This is a genomic window from Enterobacter hormaechei subsp. xiangfangensis, assembly GCF_001729785.1.
GTDB classification, from domain to species: Bacteria; Pseudomonadota; Gammaproteobacteria; order Enterobacterales; family Enterobacteriaceae; genus Enterobacter; species Enterobacter hormaechei_C.
In genome coordinates this window covers 919,212-937,947 of record NZ_CP017183.1, presented here as the reverse complement: position 1 = coordinate 937,947, position 18,736 = coordinate 919,212, and the positions used below count along the sequence as shown (strand labels likewise).

14 protein-coding genes are annotated in these 18,736 nt (G+C 50.3%); all 14 read right to left on the bottom strand.

Going from position 1 to position 18,736, the window contains the following annotated elements; translation table 11 throughout:
* Nucleotide 1 precedes the first annotated feature (1 nt).
* Nucleotides 2-1,312, bottom strand: coding sequence for an ABC transporter permease (locus BFV63_RS04365; protein ID WP_023324193.1), 1,311 nt, complete (start codon nt 1,310-1,312; stop codon nt 2-4).
* A complete protein-coding gene (locus BFV63_RS04360; RefSeq protein WP_023315460.1) occupies nt 1,313-1,960 on the bottom strand; it encodes a hypothetical protein in 648 nt (215 codons plus the stop codon).
* The gene (locus BFV63_RS04355) at nt 1,944-2,651 is read right to left on the bottom strand and encodes an ABC transporter ATP-binding protein (protein WP_023315459.1); all 708 of its coding nucleotides are present in this window, start codon (nt 2,649-2,651) and stop codon (nt 1,944-1,946) included. Before BFV63_RS04355 ends, BFV63_RS04360 begins: the two co-directional genes overlap by 17 nt.
* Before the next feature lie 10 nt (nt 2,652-2,661).
* Nucleotides 2,662-3,612 (bottom strand): hypothetical protein, encoded by a 951-nt coding sequence (locus tag BFV63_RS04350; protein ID WP_023324192.1) that lies wholly within the window; start codon nt 3,610-3,612, stop codon nt 2,662-2,664.
* Nucleotides 3,613-3,630: 18 nt separating this feature from the next.
* Nucleotides 3,631-4,848 carry a beta-ketoacyl synthase gene (locus BFV63_RS04345; protein ID WP_023315457.1) on the bottom strand — a complete coding sequence of 406 codons (1,218 nt, stop codon included), beginning with the start codon at nt 4,846-4,848 and terminating at the stop codon, nt 3,631-3,633.
* A 4-nt stretch (nt 4,849-4,852) separates the two neighbouring features.
* A complete protein-coding gene (locus BFV63_RS04340; RefSeq protein WP_023324191.1) occupies nt 4,853-7,411 on the bottom strand; it encodes a beta-ketoacyl-[acyl-carrier-protein] synthase family protein in 2,559 nt (852 codons plus the stop codon).
* A gap of 97 nt (nt 7,412-7,508) precedes the next feature.
* The gene (locus BFV63_RS04335; RefSeq protein WP_032608593.1) at nt 7,509-8,669 is read right to left on the bottom strand and encodes an aminomethyl transferase family protein; all 1,161 of its coding nucleotides are present in this window, start codon (nt 8,667-8,669) and stop codon (nt 7,509-7,511) included.
* A gap of 29 nt (nt 8,670-8,698) precedes the next feature.
* Entirely contained in the window at nt 8,699-8,980 is a 282-nt protein-coding gene (locus tag BFV63_RS04330; protein WP_023315454.1) for an acyl carrier protein, read from the bottom strand.
* Nucleotides 8,981-9,001: 21 nt separating this feature from the next.
* A complete protein-coding gene (locus tag BFV63_RS04325; protein WP_023315453.1) occupies nt 9,002-9,550 on the bottom strand; it encodes a 3-hydroxyacyl-ACP dehydratase FabZ family protein in 549 nt (182 codons plus the stop codon).
* Between the two features lie 3 nt (nt 9,551-9,553).
* A complete protein-coding gene (locus tag BFV63_RS04320) occupies nt 9,554-10,309 on the bottom strand; it encodes an SDR family oxidoreductase (RefSeq protein WP_023315452.1) in 756 nt (251 codons plus the stop codon).
* A gap of 20 nt (nt 10,310-10,329) precedes the next feature.
* On the bottom strand, nt 10,330-10,698 hold the full coding sequence (gene acpS, locus BFV63_RS04315; protein WP_023315451.1) for a holo-ACP synthase: 369 nt from the start codon (nt 10,696-10,698) through the stop codon (nt 10,330-10,332).
* Between the two features lie 17 nt (nt 10,699-10,715).
* On the bottom strand, nt 10,716-12,335 hold the full coding sequence (locus BFV63_RS04310) for a ShlB/FhaC/HecB family hemolysin secretion/activation protein (RefSeq protein ID WP_057059466.1): 1,620 nt from the start codon (nt 12,333-12,335) through the stop codon (nt 10,716-10,718).
* 88 nt (nt 12,336-12,423) lie between these two features.
* A complete protein-coding gene (locus tag BFV63_RS04305) occupies nt 12,424-16,296 on the bottom strand; it encodes a two-partner secretion domain-containing protein (protein WP_023315449.1) in 3,873 nt (1,290 codons plus the stop codon).
* A gap of 288 nt (nt 16,297-16,584) precedes the next feature.
* Nucleotides 16,585-18,732 carry a polysaccharide biosynthesis tyrosine autokinase gene (locus tag BFV63_RS04300; protein ID WP_048241356.1) on the bottom strand — a complete coding sequence of 716 codons (2,148 nt, stop codon included), beginning with the start codon at nt 18,730-18,732 and terminating at the stop codon, nt 16,585-16,587.
* Nucleotides 18,733-18,736 lie beyond the last annotated feature (4 nt).

The window sequence follows — 18,736 nt, the reverse complement described above, 5'->3', positions numbered from 1 at the left end:
CTTACGAGAATTTAAATGCATCCGAAATATTGAGACGTGAAGCACGCAGCGCGGGCAGTACTGAAGCTCCCGTCGCGGCCAGGATCGGCAATACCAGGGTTATCCAGTTAAGCGCGGCGCTGTCGGTTTTGATAAATGCCGTGTAGCCCTGCGATTGCCCTGGCGACGGCGGCATCGCGATACCGTAGAGGTTAATCACGGCAGCAATGGCATAACCAATCGCCAGGCTGCCCAACGCGCCGATAATGCCGATGAAAATGCCCTCCAGCAAAAACAGGCGAGTCACGTGTAGCGGCTTCAGGCCAATCGCCCTGAGCGTGGTAATTTCCCGGGTGCGCTCGATAATATTCATCGTCATCGAGTTACCGATCATAAAGATGACAATCAGACCAACGATGAGCTTTATGAAGAAGTAGATCCCTGATAAAAGCCCCTCGACCTGCTGATAAAATATCGAGGCCTCTTTCCAGTCTTTGACGATTAACGGTAATTTGTGGTCGGCAATAAATTGGCGCAGTTTCGCCGTGAACGCGGCAGTATCGTCCTCTTTTAACAGGATCAGCACCTTACTCACGCTAGCGGTGCCCATAATACGTTGCGCAGTATCCAGCGGAATTTTCATCGCTACGTCATCGTAATCTTTGATGCCCGATTCAAAGATGCCGCGAAGCTTCATTGACAGCGCGCCCTGTCCGCCCTGCGTGTTGACCACCAGCACGTCCAGCCAGTCGTCATAGTGGGCATTGAGCGTTTTCGCCAGCCCGCTCCCAAGCGTGATTTCATCCGTACGGATGCGGGACAGATCGCTGCCGATGATTAATTTATCAAACGAGCCCAGCTTCAGTGCCGGCAGCGGCTCTACGCCCAGCGCGGAGAAATAGCTGGAGGTTTCGCTCTCATACTGCGAAATAACACCGGTGAACTCCAGCTGGCCGGAGAGCGTCGAGATACTCTCGGCCAGAGTCGGATCGTTGAGGATCGCTTTCTTTAATGCCGGGTAATCTTCGATCAGACTTTTGTTTTTATTGGATGTTTCGAAATAGTTTTTATTATAAATCTGAACATGACCAATGTTAGTACGGATGGTTTGCTCTTTCAGGATCCAAAAGGAGTAATCAATAAAACCGCCGTACAGAAAAATCGACACGCCACCTAACATAATGGCGGCAATCGTTGAAAACGAGCGCCTTTTGTGGCGAAACAGGTTTAAGAAAGCAAACTTTACGTCCCGCGAACGAAATAATACACACCAGAGGACAAAAAGCAGGATCAACACAACAACGCTTATCGCGAACACCATTTCCCCGGACATTTATTTCCCTTTCACCAGCGGTAACAGGACTTCTGTCACTTCGTTGATATCCCACTCTGGCGCATTGCCCGATGCCAGAGACGATGCGGTACTGGCATTACGCAGCTCTATTTCAGCCAGTAACGCGTCCGCCTGCTTCTTGCGTTTACAACTCAACAGCGCGCGATAGCGCATTTCGTTAATGTGTTCCACTAAACCGGCATTGAATATGCCAGGGGTTTTCAGCATCTGTTCCGTATCGTTTAACGTCACCACACAGCGTCCGATAGCCGCAGGCAAATACGCATCGACTCGCGCGCGCATGTAGCGCACCAGCGGGTTCTCTGCATAGAGATCGACCGCCTCATCCAGGTAGAAAAAGCCCGTTTTGCCGAACTCAGATGCCCGAATAAAGTCATTGGTTTTAAGGAAATAGTCGGCCTGACGCAGCGTACCGTAGGCATAGAAAACCAGAGACAGAGGATTGTCGTTGGCTTTGTATTCCTTGAAGAGCGACTGCGTCATCTCGGCGAGCATGTCTGCCTCCATCGGGAAACCGCTTTTTATGACGTGCTCGGCTACCGGTGCCGGTGCAGCTTTGATGTTTCCGGCATAGGCCAGGCACAGCAGAAACCAGCAGAGAAGGAAAAAATTACGTTTGTGAATCATGAACTAAAACTCCGTCCTTAATTTCAACCACGCGCCGTGCACGCTCTTTAAGCTGGCTGGAGTGCGTGGAAATAATAAAAGTGGTGCGTGTCTCCTGATTAATTTTCAGCAGGAGATCCAGAATGGCTTCCCCGGTGACCAGATCGAGATTTCCGGTCGGTTCATCGGCAATGACAACCTGCGGGTCGTGTGCCAGCGCCCGGGCGATGGCCACGCGCTGCTGCTGCCCGCCCGAAAGCTGGCCCGGTTTACGTTCGGTAAATCCCGCAAGCCCCACGCTCTCAATAAAATGCAGCGCCCGCTCTCTGGCTTCTTTTTTTCCGACATGGCCGTTTAACACCAGCGGGAAAAAGACGTTATCGAATACGCTCAATACGGGTATCAGATTGAAAAACTGAAAAATAAAACCCAGGTGTCTACCGCGGATCGCCGCGAGCTGTTCTTCCGGCAGATGGTTGAGTAATTTTTTCAGAAACATCACCGTTCCCACGGTGGGTTTATCAATTCCCGAGAGGATATTTAACAAGGTACTTTTACCGCTGCCGGACGGGCCGCAAAGCGCCAGAAATTCACCTTTTTCTATTTCCAGATTGATATTTTTCAGGGCATCGACTTTGCCTTCGCCCGAGCCATAACTCTTATAGATATTGTTCAACGATATCATTGGGAGTTCTTTAATTATTCCGCTCATGGAGATGTCGTTATTCCTTGCAATATTCAATGTCGAAATAGCTGTAGCCAAACTGCTTGTCGGGAACGATGGTTCTTAATCGCCCCGAAAAATCAGCATGTTGTTTGAGCCAGGCGAAACTTAACGCTGGAGTCAGGCAGCCGCTGGCACCGTAGAGATCAACCAGATCCAGCGTGTTATTCGCGGGCAGCGCCGAGCGAGACAGCAGGTCTTTGCGCAGGCCCGAAAACGCAATCTGTTCAGGAACCTGGGTGTGCTCGATGGCATCGGCCATGACGTATTGCCCCCCCTTCACCCGAATAGCGCTCTCCTGCTGGCTGAAGATGAAACATCCGGCGCGTTCAACCGTTAAATTCACGTCTTCGGCCTTGTCCCTGCGTTTCTCCCCCCACTTTAGGGAAATATCTTCATCAGAAAACACCAGGATGGGGATCGCCCGGTAAGCCGTACAAATCACCACAAAATCAAAAACATCCCAGCTCAGGTAATCGTTCGCCAGAGCGATGGCCTGCACGAAAGATTGCTTCTCGCTTCGCAGCTTGAACGTAGGTGCGTTAACCGAGAATTTCTTGACCAGGTTTTTCGGCAGCGTATCGATCGTTGATATGTGCAACGCGCTGGAAATATTCTCAAACGGCCCGGATTCGCCCCAGGAATCGACGTAGATAAATGCCGTACGCTGCTTTAATAGCTTCATACGCTCTTTGGTCGGCAGCGCCATCAGCGCGTCATCAGCCGCCTTCTCCATCGCCTCAAGATATTTTTGATAGTGAGGGTTACGGATCATCTCTCCCGGGTAGAGGTCCGGCTGCGTACCAAAACGTTTTAATCCCCATCCATTGGCGTGGGTAGATTTAAGCGCCTTATTAAATAAATGTGCTTCCCAGGCGTTTAACCAGCTGGGTTGATAGAAATAAAATTTATCTTCCGGCTCAACAAGCGAAAATGAGGATAAATACATATGGCTCTCCACGCTCCTTCAAAGGCCCCGGTGAATATCAGACATCACGGCACCAATGATTGAACCATCCACGCCAACGCCGACTTTAAGAAGATGTTTTTTGTGGTGCCCAATAATGCCCTGGTCAATAAGGACATGCTGCGCAACGCTTTCAATAATGGTGTCATTCCCCACCGGGGAAATAAGCTCTTGCTGCGATAACGTATGGTGTCCAATAATTAAATCGACAATTCCTGAACCGGTGGCGGTATAGCCAATCTGGCCTTTGTAGGCGAGAACCGGAATGGTATTTTCCTCAGCGAAGACCGCTATTGCTTTAGCTTCCGCTTTGTCACTGATGGATGAGCCGTTACCGTGCGGCATGATTGCGCACAGTTCTTCCGCACTCAGGTCCGCTTTTTTCATCGCAGCCTGCATCACCTTCAGGATATTGGTGCTGAGCCATGAGCTGTCATTGCTTCTTCCGGCGCTAATCTGCGTGTAGGTGGTTTGCAGCCGTACGCCGGAGCCTGCCTTCCTTGCGCGGCGGTGACGCGCATTTTCGAGCAGAATCGCGCTGTATCCTTCCGCAAAAAGAACACCTTTACTGTTCTCACCGAAAGGCTGAACCAGGTGCGTATCCAGCATCGATTGGGTATCGAGGAACCAGATATCCTGGGTTTTAATTTTTGAGCAATTCACCACCAGCACAATATCAACGCCGCCATGCTCGATGGCCTGACAGCCTAAATGCACCGCCGTCATCGCTGAATTACTGGTGCAGTTCATATTGGGGGGGAGATACTGCAGGTGATATTTACGCGCAATATGTCCTGCAATCTTGTCCTGCGACATATTGTCGACGTGCAGCGTCATTAATGATTTTGAAAGATAAATATCTTCAACATCATTTTTGTTATAAAAATTCTTGAAGGCCATACCATCGACCCGAGGGCCGATGCCGGTTAAATAAACGCGAGCGTTACACCCGCCCAGCCACTGGACATCCAGCCCGGCCTGGGCGAGTGCATCGTCAATCAGACGATAAAGCAGATCTAATGCGCTATCATCCGTATGATCCAGCGTGGCAATATGCTTATTGCCATCGAACCCACACTTAATTGCCTCGTCGTCGGATTTAAACCAGGGCTTTCTTTCAACGCGTTTGCCCAGCTTCAGGTTTTGCATAAGCTGAAGGCTGTCTTCGGCAAACGGCAGGCAGGAACTGAACCCCGAAATAATAGCGGCATTATCCACAATATTATCCTTTAATCACAAACGCGTAGTAGTTGCCGCCTTCCGTCGCGCCCACCAGCAGCACGTGCTTAAGGGCCAATTTCAACGGTTCACGAACGAAGTTAATTCGCTTATCGAAGAACTCAACGGTATGAGGAATAGCGGGAACCGCCTGCTTCTTAATACAGTCAATGATGACCGCCAGGTTAAGCAGCCCGGCAGCAGACGCGACAAAACCAAAGCAGGCGTTATAGTTCACCACAGGCACGTCCGGTTTTGCCTGCGCGAAGGCTTCAGCGATCGCATCGATTTCAATGCGTGAACTTTCATCGCTGCCTTTGCTGGTGCCGCAGACCAGGTCGATCTCCTGCGCCGTCATGCCGGCATCCTTCAGCGCGCGGGCGATGGCCAGCGCCATAGAGGCAGATTTCTCGCCCTGCTGTGAGGCGTCAAAATAGCTATTGCTACAGGATTTGCCGTAACCAACCACTTCTGCCAGCACCTCGGCGCCACGCTCCGCCGCGCGCTGCGGATCTTCCAGCAGCAGCATGCACGCACCTTCGCCTGGGATATAACCCTTCGGATCGTTACCGTAGATGTGATAATCCCGCGCGTCAGAGGTCATATGGAGCTTCCGGGTGACCGCATCCATGTAGAGAGACATTGAGGGGAAATACTCGTCCGCACCGCCCACCAGCACCTGCGGCTGCAGATCCTGACGCACAATTTCGTAGCCGTAGGTTAATGCGCCGAGTGCCGCGTTTTCCCCGGTCGCCAGCGTGGTGGTATAGCCCTTGATCCCTTCGGAAATGCCGCAGAACGTTGGGATAGAGTTCATCAGCGAGCCCGGGAATTCAGAGGTTCTGACCTTGCGCGGATCGGGCTTCAGGCTTTGCAGATATTTGTAGGTGGTTTCCTGCGGGCCGCTGGACATTCCCATCACCATACCCAGCGCATCGCCATCACGTTTAATTTTACGCTTCGCCTGCTCCAGCGCTTCGGACAACGCGATTAGCGCAAACGTACCGCCACGGGTGGCTTTTCGCGGATCGAAGCGACGCAGATGTTTACGCGGCTCAAGGCCGGTGACCTGGAAGGTTTTGAAGTGCTCGTTCGCTTCCGGACGGGTTGCCGTGAGATCGCTAAACGCTTCACCGAACAGGTCCTCAAACTGACGGGTCGTTTCGAGAACATCCAGCAGCTCTTTCGCTTCTTCCAGCGTGTCTTCCGGGAAGGTGACGCCCCCCAGCTCTACGCTTTGGCTTTGCTTCCAGACGTTGTCGAGGATCTCGTTAACGGTGTGGCCAATCGCGGAGACGGCACCGAGACCGGAGATCGCGACGCGCTTTTCGTCGTAGACGCTGACCGGAACGGAACACGGATCCATGCTGATAATCATGCTGCAGTTATTACCGCCGAACGCATAATTGTTCTTCATGAAGAGGTTGATTTTCCGATCGCGGAAGTCGTTCGGCACGTAGTCCAGATCGCAGTTAGGACGCGCGTTATTGAAGTTCAGCGTCGGCAGCACGCGGTTATCCGGTAGCGTAACCAGGCAGGCGATCAGTTCGACGATCCCCGCCGCACCGATGTTGTGGCCGAAGTAAGACTTGGTAGAGCTAACCAGCAGCTTTTCGTTGTTAGCGAACACCTTTTTCATCGCCAGCGTTTCGATGCGGTCGTTCGCTTCAGTGCCGGTACCGTGGGCGTTGACGTACTCAATCTGCTCTGGGGTGACGCCCGCGTTTTCCATCGCCTTATGCATTACCTGCACAGCGCCGCTGGCGCGCGGATCCGGTCCGGTTTCATGGAACGCATCGCAGGAGGTGGCATAGGAGAGAATTTCACCGTAAATGGTGGCACCGCGCGCAACGGCGTGCTCATATTCTTCCAGCACCACGGCACCCGCGCCTTCGCCAATCGACATGCCGGAGTTGCCGGAAAACGGCGTGCAGGCTTCGGGATGCATCACGTTGAGGGCGTAAAACCCAGCGAAGGTTGGCAGGTAGATTGGCTCTGTCCCAACGGCCAGCATCGTTTTGCTTTTGCCGTTCTGGATATAGTCAAACGCCATCCCGACCGCATTCGGGCTGGCCGTACAGGCGGTCGCCACCAGCTCAACCCCGCCCTGCAGCCCGAGCAGCGTAGAAACGCTGGAACAGCAGGAAGAGAAACCGCCTGAGAATAAGGCTTTACGCAGGGAGAAATCTTCCATACGTTGTTCGAACAGCGGTAAGAACGCCTCGGTGCCGGCGGAAGAAACGCCCACAATCAGGCCGGTGTTTTTCAGGTGAGCCTTATTTTCGGCCAAGCCCGCCTGGTTCAGCGCATCTTTTCCGACCTTGTAGGCCCAGAGTGCAGCATTATCCAGAGATGCAATCACATCATCAGGCAATTCTGAATAATCAATATCATGCAAAACTTCAGCCGCTCTGGCGTTTTCAAACCATTTTGAAAAACGCACGCTGTCGGTCACGCCATTTTTTTTATTTAATAATGCGTCTCTGAAATCCTGCAGGTTATCCGCCAGCGAGGAGAGGATCCCAATCCCGGTAATAACAACGCGTTTCCGGTTTGTCTTCATAACTATGTACCACCGTGTACAGACAAGTAACAGCATGAGAGGAGCCGTGGCATTAATTAATCCACGACTCTCCCTCACTGTTTCAGTGAATAATTAACTACAGCGCGCTTTTTGCTTTAGATGCATCAACAAAGCTGTTCTCGGTCGGATTAACCAGCATGCTCAGGTTATAGATGAAAGGCATCCCTTTGGTTTTCGCGGCGACGTTTTCAGAAGCGGTTTGAATATCAAAGCCGCTAATATCAGACCAGGCAAATTCATTCTCAATCAGTGCCAGCGCAATAACGCACTGCAGGGCTGGAGAGAAAATAGCCTTCGCCACTTTACCGACTTCCTGACCGTCAACCAGTACGCTGTCGCCTGAGGCAATACCCGCACATTCCCCTTCGACAATCATGCCGATTACCTTGCGAGAGCCTTCGCTATGGGACAACGCTTCCGCTGCCTCTTTACCCACAAAGCCTTCTTTGTCGTACTGTACGGCCCACTGCATCTGGAGCTCTACCGGGTTGAGGCGGTAGCCAGCCCACAGCGCCTCGTCCCAGCCAGGGTTTTCGATACGCACGATTTTCTGGTAGTCCAGACCGCCGGTCTTCAGCTGATATTTATCCCCCCGCTCCAGCAGCTGCTGCCACTGCTCCAGCAGCTGTTCCTGCTGGCCCACAACCATATAGGCGAACTCGCCGTGCTTGCCGCAGCGGAATACCATCAGCTCGTCGTCGGTATTCATATACTCATAGTAAGGCAGGCCGATAACGTCGAAACCGTGGATCTCAGACATCAGTTCCCAGGAGTATGGCCCTTCAACCATGATGGCCCCCCAGTTCTGCTCGCGCATATCAGCAATGTCCGGGGTTTCCTGAATATCCAGTTCGTCCGCTTTTACCAGAAGGGCATTCAGGCCAGCGATAATTTCCGCTGCCGGAATGTTTTCAGACATGATGTAGTAGCCGTCTGAAGCGCAAAGGACATACACGTCACCGCGCACGGTACCGTCTTCATTCAGTACCAGAGAGTAAATCCCCTGCTCGTCACGGATAATAGAAACGTCCGCAGAGACATAGTAATTCACCAGAGCCCAGGCATCATCGCCCATCACGCTGACGATGGACATGTGGGAATAGTCCACCAGCAGAGCATTTTCACGCACGGCTTTATATTCCACCATCGGGTCGTGGTAGGCAGAAGGCACGTTGGCATTGTTATAAATGCCCATTTTCGCATTGTTTTTCAAATGAAAATCATAAAGAGACGTCATAACGGGATCCTGTTATTCGCAATGGTGAATTACGCTTTTTTCTTCTGGATGATAAATGTCGCCAGATTGTTGATACTTCTCATATAAGAAGGATCGTCGCTTTCGCTGACTTTAATATCGAAAACTTTATCCAGCATGACCACGATTTCCGTTGCATCAACGGAATCCAGTTTTAAGCCATTACCAAACAGGGCAGTATCATCATCAATTTGAGATTCATCGCGCTGAATATTCAAACGCTGAATAATCTCAGTTTTAATTGTTATCAGCACATCCTTGCGCTGGTCAATTTCGTTTTTCATTGTAGACATGGTATTAACTCTCTCAGGGGTTTACTTACTTTCGCGGTAATTAATAATTGTGCCGTGGCTGATTAATCGCTTTCCGACGTTTGCCGTCACGGAGTAGTGCTTAAAGCCATGAGCATCAGAAAATGCCAGCTTGCTGGTGACTTCAATCGAGTCGCCAGGGTAGGCAATATCCTTAAATTTTAAATTCTGGGCAGCCAGTACGCCGCGCACCTGCGCGCGGCGGGTGCGGATGATCTCCCGCATTTCATCACGCTGAATGAGCGCATGGATATCGCGTAACGATTTGAGTTCGCCACCGTACGTCTCGCCGTAGATGTCGCAGATATCGGTGAGGAACGAGAGGTATTCGCTGGCCTGCCCAAAGATTTCAGAAATAATCACCCCGGGCATGATCGGATCGTCCGGGAAGTGCCCGAGCAGATAAGGTTCGTTATAGGTGATGTGCTTCGTCACCTTCACAAAGCCATTTTCGCCGTATTTGAAGTCATCAATTCTGTCGACCATCAGCAGCGGCTGACGCCAGCCGCCCATTTCCAGAAAGATCTTCGAGGGGATAACGTATTTAGACATAACTCACCGCATCACCAGGCCGCCATCGATAACGATGGTTTGGCCCACAATGTAACTGGACGCTGTCGATCCTAAGTAAACGACGGTGTTCGCCACTTCGTCGCATTTACCCAGCCGGCGCAATGGAATAGACGCGGTAACGCCGCGCACTACCGTGCGGGAAACTTTTTTGACCATTTTGGATTCAATCATTCCCGGCGCAATGGCGTTAACGCGCACGCCGTACGGCGCCAGCTCGGCTGCCAGCGTACGGGTAAATCCGAGGATCGCCCCTTTTGAGGCACTGTAGTTCGCCTGCCCGACGCTTGGGATAATGGCCGCAATGGACGCCACGTTGATGATGGCCGGGCTTTCCGCCGAACGCAGCAGCATTAGTGCCTCTTTGGTCAGGCGGAAAATACTGAACAGGTTGGTGTCTACTACCTGACTAAAATCATCAAAGCTCATCGAGGCGAAGAGGCTGTCTTTGACAATGCCGGCATTGTTGACCAGCACGTCCAGCTTTCCGGCAGCTTGCGTCAGATGAGCACAGAGCGCAGAAACGCTCTGCGGATCGGCAAGATCGCACTGAATAATCGACAGCTTGTTCCCGGCAGGATGCGTCTCTTTCAGCTCCGTTAACTGCACGGCATTCGATTTGTACAGCGCATACACATCGCAGTCCTGATCGAGAAACTTCGCACAGATCGCCAGACCAATATCACCGCTGGCTCCGGTAACCAGAACCGTCTTTGCCTTCAGATCGTTATATTGATACATAATATTCACAAATAATTAGGTTAATAAAGTATGACAACGGCAGTCGCATAATTCTGACAATGCGAAATACTGAGCGAGGCATTCTTGAGCTGCTTGTCGTCAAGCATCTCTTTGACTCGCCCGGAAAAAATGAAATGAGGGCAGCCCAGTTCGTCATGGCTAATTTCAATATCTTTAAACGTAATCCCGTCGCGATATCCACAACCAAGCGCTTTAACCATCGCCTCTTTTGCCGCCCAGAAGCCCGAGGCGCGTTCATAGTTCGGATCTTCCCGGTTAATTTTTATATTTTCCTGCTGGGTAAAGACGCGCTGTAAAAAATCATTTTGCCAGTTTGTTATCGCCCGCTTTATTCGCGAAACCTCCACGATGTCCGTGCCGATACGCATGTGTCATGCTTCCCTGTTCAGAGCTGATAAGAAATATTCAGATTAAAATTAAATTTGTTCACGTCCATGCTGCCGGGGAATTTTATCGGCATTGAGATGGACGAATCATATGCCAGGCTCTTCACGTTCCCCTGAATACCGAGCGTGCTGCCGATGATAATTTCCTGGCCATACTGGCTGTCTCGTCTTATGTGACCCGCGTCAACGCCTAAATAATAATTAGCGTCAATTCCACGCACCGGATGATAAAACGTATTTTGCAGAAAGTATCCGCTGTTTCCGGTAAGGCCAACGCTGTTTTCAAACCCGCGCACGCTCCAGCGATCGCCTATCGTCATCTGATCCTGAAGCGTCAGCTCACGCGGTGCGTATTGCGCCAAAAAAAAGGCGCTATACACGCTGCTGCCGAGCTGGCGGGTGTAGTTGCTTTCAACGTTCACCAGCTGGCTAACGGAACTGACGTCGCCGTAGACCATATCGGGCGTATGTTCTGCCCCGAACCAGGTTAAAAAACGCTGCCAGGAGAGTGAGGAGTCCCAGTGAGCATTCACTAACTGTTGCTTATAGTTAACGCCAACCTTAACGTTATCCATATCACGCTTCTGTAAGACCAGCGCTTCGCCATCAACGGTATAGCCTGATTTCCGGCGTATCAGCTCTGCACTGCCGCTCACCTTACGGGTTTTATCCCGATACAGCGTGCGCGATGCTTTGACGTTTGCGTAATCGCTTTTACCCGCATAGTCTACGCTGGTGTAGAAAAGCGGTATGGTCTGACGCGACCTGCTGGTGCTGTAGAACAGAGAATAGTTCCAGTAGCCTACCGGCAGCGCGTAGTAACCACTCACACTTTCATAGCGGCCGTTTGTGCTTTTTGTTCCCGCCAGATAAAACAGGTCACTGAACCGGGCGATGTTATACAGGTAGCCCACCGCAGAGGTCAGGTATTGCCCCGTCTCTTTAACCCCCCAGTTGTTATAGCTCGCGCGCACGCTCCAGTTTTTCACGCGGTTGGTGCGGATGTGAATCGTGCTATAGCCCTGCCTTGTACCCGGTTCGATGTTGATTTTGACGTCAACGCCCGGCTCCTGCTGGAGGTTTTCCAGCCCTTGCTCGATATCGCGAATATTCAGGATGTCTTCTTTCGCAAAAGGCAGCATCCACGGATTAATGTCGCTACTGTCGATAATAATCTTTTCAATTTTCCCTGCGCTCACGTCAAGCTTCAGCGTGCCGGACGAAATGTTTTGCGTTGGGATCGTAATTCGGGTCGTGATGTAACCCGCATCAATATAAAAGTCCTGCAGCGCCGCGGCAATTTTTACCACGCCAATACTGCCTACACAGCGGCCCAGGATCTCTTTTTTAATGGCCCTGTCGGTCTTACGCTGTAGAAAATCATTTTTAAGAACGAGCGACGTAATCGTAAAGCAGTTCTCTTCTTGCGGTAAATCATTCAGCCTGAATACTTTACGCTCGGTGCTGGAATAAACGTCCTGCCGATAAACCTTTTGCTCTTTGAAAGTATTCAGATCGGCATTTTGCTGCTGTTTGATAAGATTGTTTATGCCATCTTCAGCGAAGGCGTGAAAACTCAACAGCAACAATAGCGGTAAAAATTTAAATCGCGATTCCATTAACTTTCTCAGAAAAAAAGGCAGCAGGGTCTCGTTCTGACTTTGCGCTATCAGGCGATAGCTGCTGCCTTTTGTTACACCTTATAAATTACAGACCTACAACGTCGCCGGTATTAGTGACTTTATTTGCATTAAGTTCCATACCAGACAGACCGCCGAACACGGCGCTGCTACCGCTGTTAGTCAAGTTGTTGACGGTGATACCGGCAACACCATAACTCACCATATTCAGGTAGTTATAAATATTGCCTGCCGTTTTCACCAGCAGGGTATAATCGCTCACGATATTACCGCGGTTGTTAATGTCGGTACCGGCATTAATCGCGATATTCTGCGCGAGGATATTGCTGTTGGCGTTATTGGTGACATGACGCTGAGTATCAATTTTTGCGCTGGTGACGCCTACGATGTCTTTATAGTTCTCAACACCGTTTGCGGCATTAATTGCCAATGCATTACCTGAAGAGATGGCATTGCGGTTAGTCAGTGCACCTTTCAGGACGTTGAAGTTCAGATCGCCTTTACCGCTGATCCAGCCATAGTTGGTGACGTTGTTATCAACGGTCAGATTCAGAGTCTTATCTGACGCGATAACGCCGGTCGCGGTGTTGTTCTCCATGCTGCCGTCGCTGTAGTTATTCAGCGTACCTGCGGTGACGTCAAGGTTGCCCGCACTCCAGGTGGTTGCATAGTTGTTATAGAACGTTCCCGCTGCTTTGATGACGGCATCCGCGCCGCTCACCAGCATTGCACGCGTATTATCCAGCGTCCCATTAGACAGTACGCTCAGCGCACCTTCATCCGCGATGATGCTGCTGTTGTTGTTGTAGACGTTCTGACCGGAAAGCGACGCGCCTTGACGACCAATCATGCCGCCAACATCGCCCGTCACACCGAAGGTTTCGCCGTGATTACGAACAAAGTTGTTACCGTCACGGTTTTCAATATTCCCTGCCGCAGTAACAGAGAGCTTCTTATCAGCTACGATCATGGCGGTGTTGTTGTACACGGTGCCTTTTGCATCGACGGTAACGTTCTTACCAGCAATCAAACCGTTATTGTTGTCAACGGTGTTGGCAGCCAGTTTGATGTCACCAGTCTGAGAAAGGACAGAGCCACGGTTGCTGTCGAAATTACCCGTCAGAGCCAGATCGATATTGCCGTAGGCGGCAACCTGACCGTAATCGTTGTTCAGTCGGTTGGCTTTCAGGGCAATGTCGCTACCGGACAGGATCTGACCGTAGTAGTTATCAACCGTACCACCAGCAGTAATGGTCACGTCGCCAGCCTCAGCGCTGATTTCACCGCGGCTGTTGTTAACATTCCCTGCGGCAGTCAGCGTTAAATCACCGACCGCTTTGATTTTGCGCGAGTTGTTATCAATGGTATTGGCACTTAAGGTCGCATCGCCATAGCTGATCATATTCAGATCGTTATAGATATTGCCTTTCGCGCTCATTGCCAGGCTGCTGTCAGCAACGATATTCCCACGGTTATTGATGTCATAGCCCGCGGAGATCGTAACCTTATCGCCAACCATGTTGCTGTTGGAGCTGTTGGTCACGCCACGCTGGCTGTTCACCACCAGATGCTCGCCAGCAGCGATATCTTTCAGGTTGTCGATACCGGTCAGCGCGGAAACCGTCAGTGATTTCTCGGCAGAAACGGTATTACGGTTAGTGAAAGAGCCGTTCAGAATGTTGACGATGGCATCACCCAGACTGCTGATCCAGCCGTAGTTGGTCAGGCTGCCCTTCACGTTCATGGTCAGGTTTTTATCAGCCGCAATAACGCCCGTTGCATCGTTATCTTCGAGCGCGCCATCGCTGTAGTTGCTCAGGCTGTTGGCGTCGATCGCCATATTACCCATGCTGTAGATGGTCGAGTAGTTGTTGTTCAACGTACCGCCAGCTTTGATGGTTGCATCTCCACCGCTCACCAGTAACGCGCGGCTGTTGTCGATGGTACCTTTCGCCAGAATTGTGAGCGGACCGTCCTCCGAAACGATACGGCTTTGGCTGTTGTAGATGTAGTTGCCAGACAGCGAAACGCCCTGCTTGCCGACCATTCCACCATTTTGCTGCGGCATACCGAAGTAGGTACCGAAGGCAGTGCCGAAATCATCAGCGTAGCGGTTTTCAATATTGTCGCCGGCCGTTACGGACAGAACCTTATTGGCTACAATAAATGCCGTGTTGTTGTTCACACCAGCGTTGGTATTAATGGAGACGTTCTGTCCCATAATGAAGCCACCGCGGTTGTTCAGGGCATTCGACGCCAGGGCAACATCACCTTCTTCAGAGCTGAAGACGCCGATGTAGTTGGTGATATTGCCGCCAACCGCCGCGCTCACGCCGGTACGGCCTGCAACACCGCCGTTGTCGTTACGCAGGGAGGCCGCTTTAGCAATCACTTTGCTGTTGGAGTTAAGCTTGCCAGAGTAGTTATCAATAGCGCCGGCGCTTTCCAGGGAGATATCGCCATTCGACGCCATCTGCCCACCGTTGTTGTTGATGCTGTTCGCTGCAATCTGCACGCCCTTCTCGGCAATAATGCCTAAAGAGTCATCGCTGGCGGTATCTGCCGTTTTGGTTGAACCGTTATTAACGGTACCTTTGGCTGCAATCTTGGTGAAACCACCGGCAGAACGGAGCATGCCGCGGTTGTTATCAACGTTACCGCCGCTGACGACGTTCACATCGCCCAGAGAGTCAACCATACCGCTGTTGTTATTTACCGAAGCAGACTCAAGGCCAACGTATCCGCCGAGGATCTGGCCGTTGCTGTTATTCAGGGTGCCGGTTTTTAACGCAACAATTCCGGCTTCAATCCCTACAGCAACACCTTTTCCATAGTTGGTTAAGGTATTGTTATTGGTATCTACCGCCAGCATGCCTGCAGCCGCAATCTTTCCGTTGGTATTGTCGATAGCACCGCTATTTACATAGAGGTCTGCCATGGTCGAAATATTGCCCGAACGGCTGTTGTTGAGGCTATTTTTATTGGTGTCCAGCGCAATGGTACCGACGGAAGTAATATCCCCGGTGGTGTTGTTCAGTGCACCCTTGGTTTTAATATTGATCTGACCAGAGGATTCAATGCGCGCATTGTTGTTCAGCAGCTGACCGTTAGCGTCAATATTTACGCCGCCGATGCCGCCAGCAATAACGCCCTGGTTACGCACGCCCACACCGCTCTCGGTGCTGATGAGGTTAATTTTATTGGCATACATACCGCCCAGAGCAGCAACGTCAATGCTGTTAGCATTGCGCGTTCCGGCGGCCGTTACCGAACCGGTCACCTGGCCTGCTGCATCAACGTAGTTATTGCCGGCAACAACGTTCAGCTCGTTGGCGGTGACTTTACCGTTCACCACAACGTTGCGGGACAGAATTTCGGTCGGGCTGGAGTTGTTCAGTTTACCCAGCGTAATGGTTCCACCATTCACAGAATAACCGGCTAACGCATCGTTCTGAATATCTGGCGTACCGGTAGTCAGGGTCAGCTTACTGGTGTTAATAGAACCACCGCCGTTAACGGTAATTCCGTTCGGGTTGGCAATGATTAAATCGGCTTTATCACCCGCAACTTCCATCATGCCGTTAATTGCAGAGGCATTTTTAGAAGTGACTTCGTTCAGAATAACTTTTGCTGCACCGGAGGTCAGGTTGCTGTTCCCCTGAATCTGGCCCGCCAGGGTTGTATTCGCACCCCCAACGCTGTTATTAAAGATAAGACCGTTCTTATCTACGTTTAGCTTGTCATACACATTATGTGAAAGCCCCTTATCGTTGGCTTTATTAATGTTGATAACAGGCACGTTGCCGACAGAAGAAACGACACCGTTCTTCATGCTGATCTCTGCAGTGTGCGCAACAAACGGCAGAGCGAGCAGAACTGAAGCGGCAACAGGGTGCCACTTCAGTTCTAATTGAAAGACATTATTCTTATTACTTTTCATTATTACCTACTCTTTATTACGGAATCATTACATTCTCTAGGAATTATAATTTCGCCACTCTAAATAAAATCTTCACTTCCTATGATCATTGACCTCCTGGGGTTCCCTACCTTTTCGTTAATTTAGACTCAAGCGCGTAATTAAGATTAATTTTGTCATTTTTGATCTGGAATGGCATTCAGACTACACCACTTATTCGGCACTTTTGATTAGGAACAAGTCATTTGACATTAGGAATAGTAGACTTCCTGTTGCCTTAATGACTCATCCTTTATTAAAAACAATGCGCTAATCCTGATAAGAATAATCACCATAGGTGTAAGACTCAGCAGCCCTTTTTTCTACACCGTTAAATATCGTACCCTGAATGGCAACATCATTTTGTTCAAAGCGGCGCAGTCCCGCCTCCACTTCTTTTATCGAGTTTTGTTCGAACCGCACCACCATCAGGGAAGTCGATGCATATCTTCCTATAATCGCTGCGTCCGTTACGCTCAGGATGGGAGGGGTATCAACGATTACCACGTCGTACAACGTTGAGCATGCCCTTATCAACTCTGCAAAATTATCCGTCATGATGAGTTCCGCCGGGTGAGTGACCATGCGCCCGCGGCCGATAAAATCCACTCCTGAATATTCGGTTTTCTGAATAACGCTTTCGATATTGCCGCCTTCCGTTAAGAAATCAGCCAGGCCGGCTCTGCTCTCGGTCTTTGAGAAAATGCGATGCAAATATCCTCTGCGTAAATCGCAGTCAATCAACAATGCCCGTGTTCCCGCCTGAGCCATCAGGACAGCCAGGTTGGAGCAGACAAATGACTTCCCTACCCCAGGAGAGGTGCCGGAGATCATTAATATGTTATTACCGGCTTTAAGCATGGCGAAATGGAGACTGGTACGAAGCCCTCTCAGCGCCTCTATCGCAAGCGACGTTGGGGCTGAATTTGCCAGCAGCTCATCAGACTGATACGTCGGGATCGCACGGCACCGTCTGCGCTTCGTCAACTCCGGAGCGAGGGGAACAACCGCATACACTGGAATATCGCGCATCTCAAGTTCCGCCGGCTGCCTGATCCCTTTTATCAGCATGTTGCGAACAAGGATGATCCCCGATGAGAAAAGGAAACCGAGCATGGCTGACAGAATAACAATCAGCAGCTTTTTAGGTTTGACCGGCTTCAGCTGCGTTACCGCGCGATCGATAATACGCACGTTGCCCAGCGTACTGGCCTTACTGATATTTAATTCATGCTGTTTATTCAGTAAAACCAGATAAATGTCATTACCCATCTGCACATCGCGGGTCATACTCAGGATCTCTTGCTGCGTGCTGGGCATCGCGCTAATTCGCTGGTTGAGCTTCTCTTTTTCTGCAACAAGAATCGCTTTTTTCTCTGACAATGCTTTATACGCAGGGTGCGTTCGTTTATACAGCTTGGAGATTTCTGCTTCCTTGAACGTCAGTTCATTAAGTTGAGTGTCAATAGCAACAACATTATCCAGAATAAATTTCGCTTCTAATGATAAGTCAACAGACTCATTATTCTTCCGAAATTCATTAAGTTTACTTTCAGCCTCTATCAGATTACTTTTGATTTGCAGTAACTGTTTATTTAAAAAAGCCAGGCTTTTACTGGCCTCTTCTGACTTCCGCGCAACGTCCTGAGCCAGGTAGTTATGTGCTATATTATCGAGTATTTTGCTGATAATCACCGGTTCGGGGCCAGTCATGCTCAAATGTAACATGCCGTTCCCACCCGATTTGGTATCAATGGAGAGTCTCTCCTTTATTTCTTCGATGACAGAATACTCGTTGCGCTTTATAATAATAAATGAAGTATTTTCAGTGAGCTGAGCGCTGTCAATCAGGAAATCAACGTCGTCAGTGTGGACAGGCACACCGACTTTGCCCTCAACAATGGACTCTCCGACATATAATACGAAGCCTCCAGACTGAACCATGTCCAGCTTCAGGGGCTGATTGATATACGGTTCCGGTACGGAAAGATAGGCAATCGCAATTTTCGCCGGTTGATGACCGAACAGACATTGCAATAGGCCGTTGGCTACAGGATAGGTTTTTTCAGTCGTGACGATATCCAGCCCTAAATCGCGCACCGTTTTTCCAATCACCAGGCGTGATTTTATTAACGACACTTCTGATTCAGAACTTACCCCTGCCCCCTCAGGTAGCACAGGGGACAGCTTGCTTAATATTCCCAGAGAAGGGTTTTTCTCAACCTGAATTAACGCATCACTTTTGTAAATGGGCGTCAAAGTGTTAGCAATAATAATGCCGCACACAATAAACAGGAGAGTCGTGGCCGCTATCCACACTTTGCTATAAAATAAAACCTTGAGGATATGGACAAGATCAATCTCCTCCCCGCGCTGGAGATAATCGGGAGGATCGTTGCTAACGTATCTGTTATTCATACGG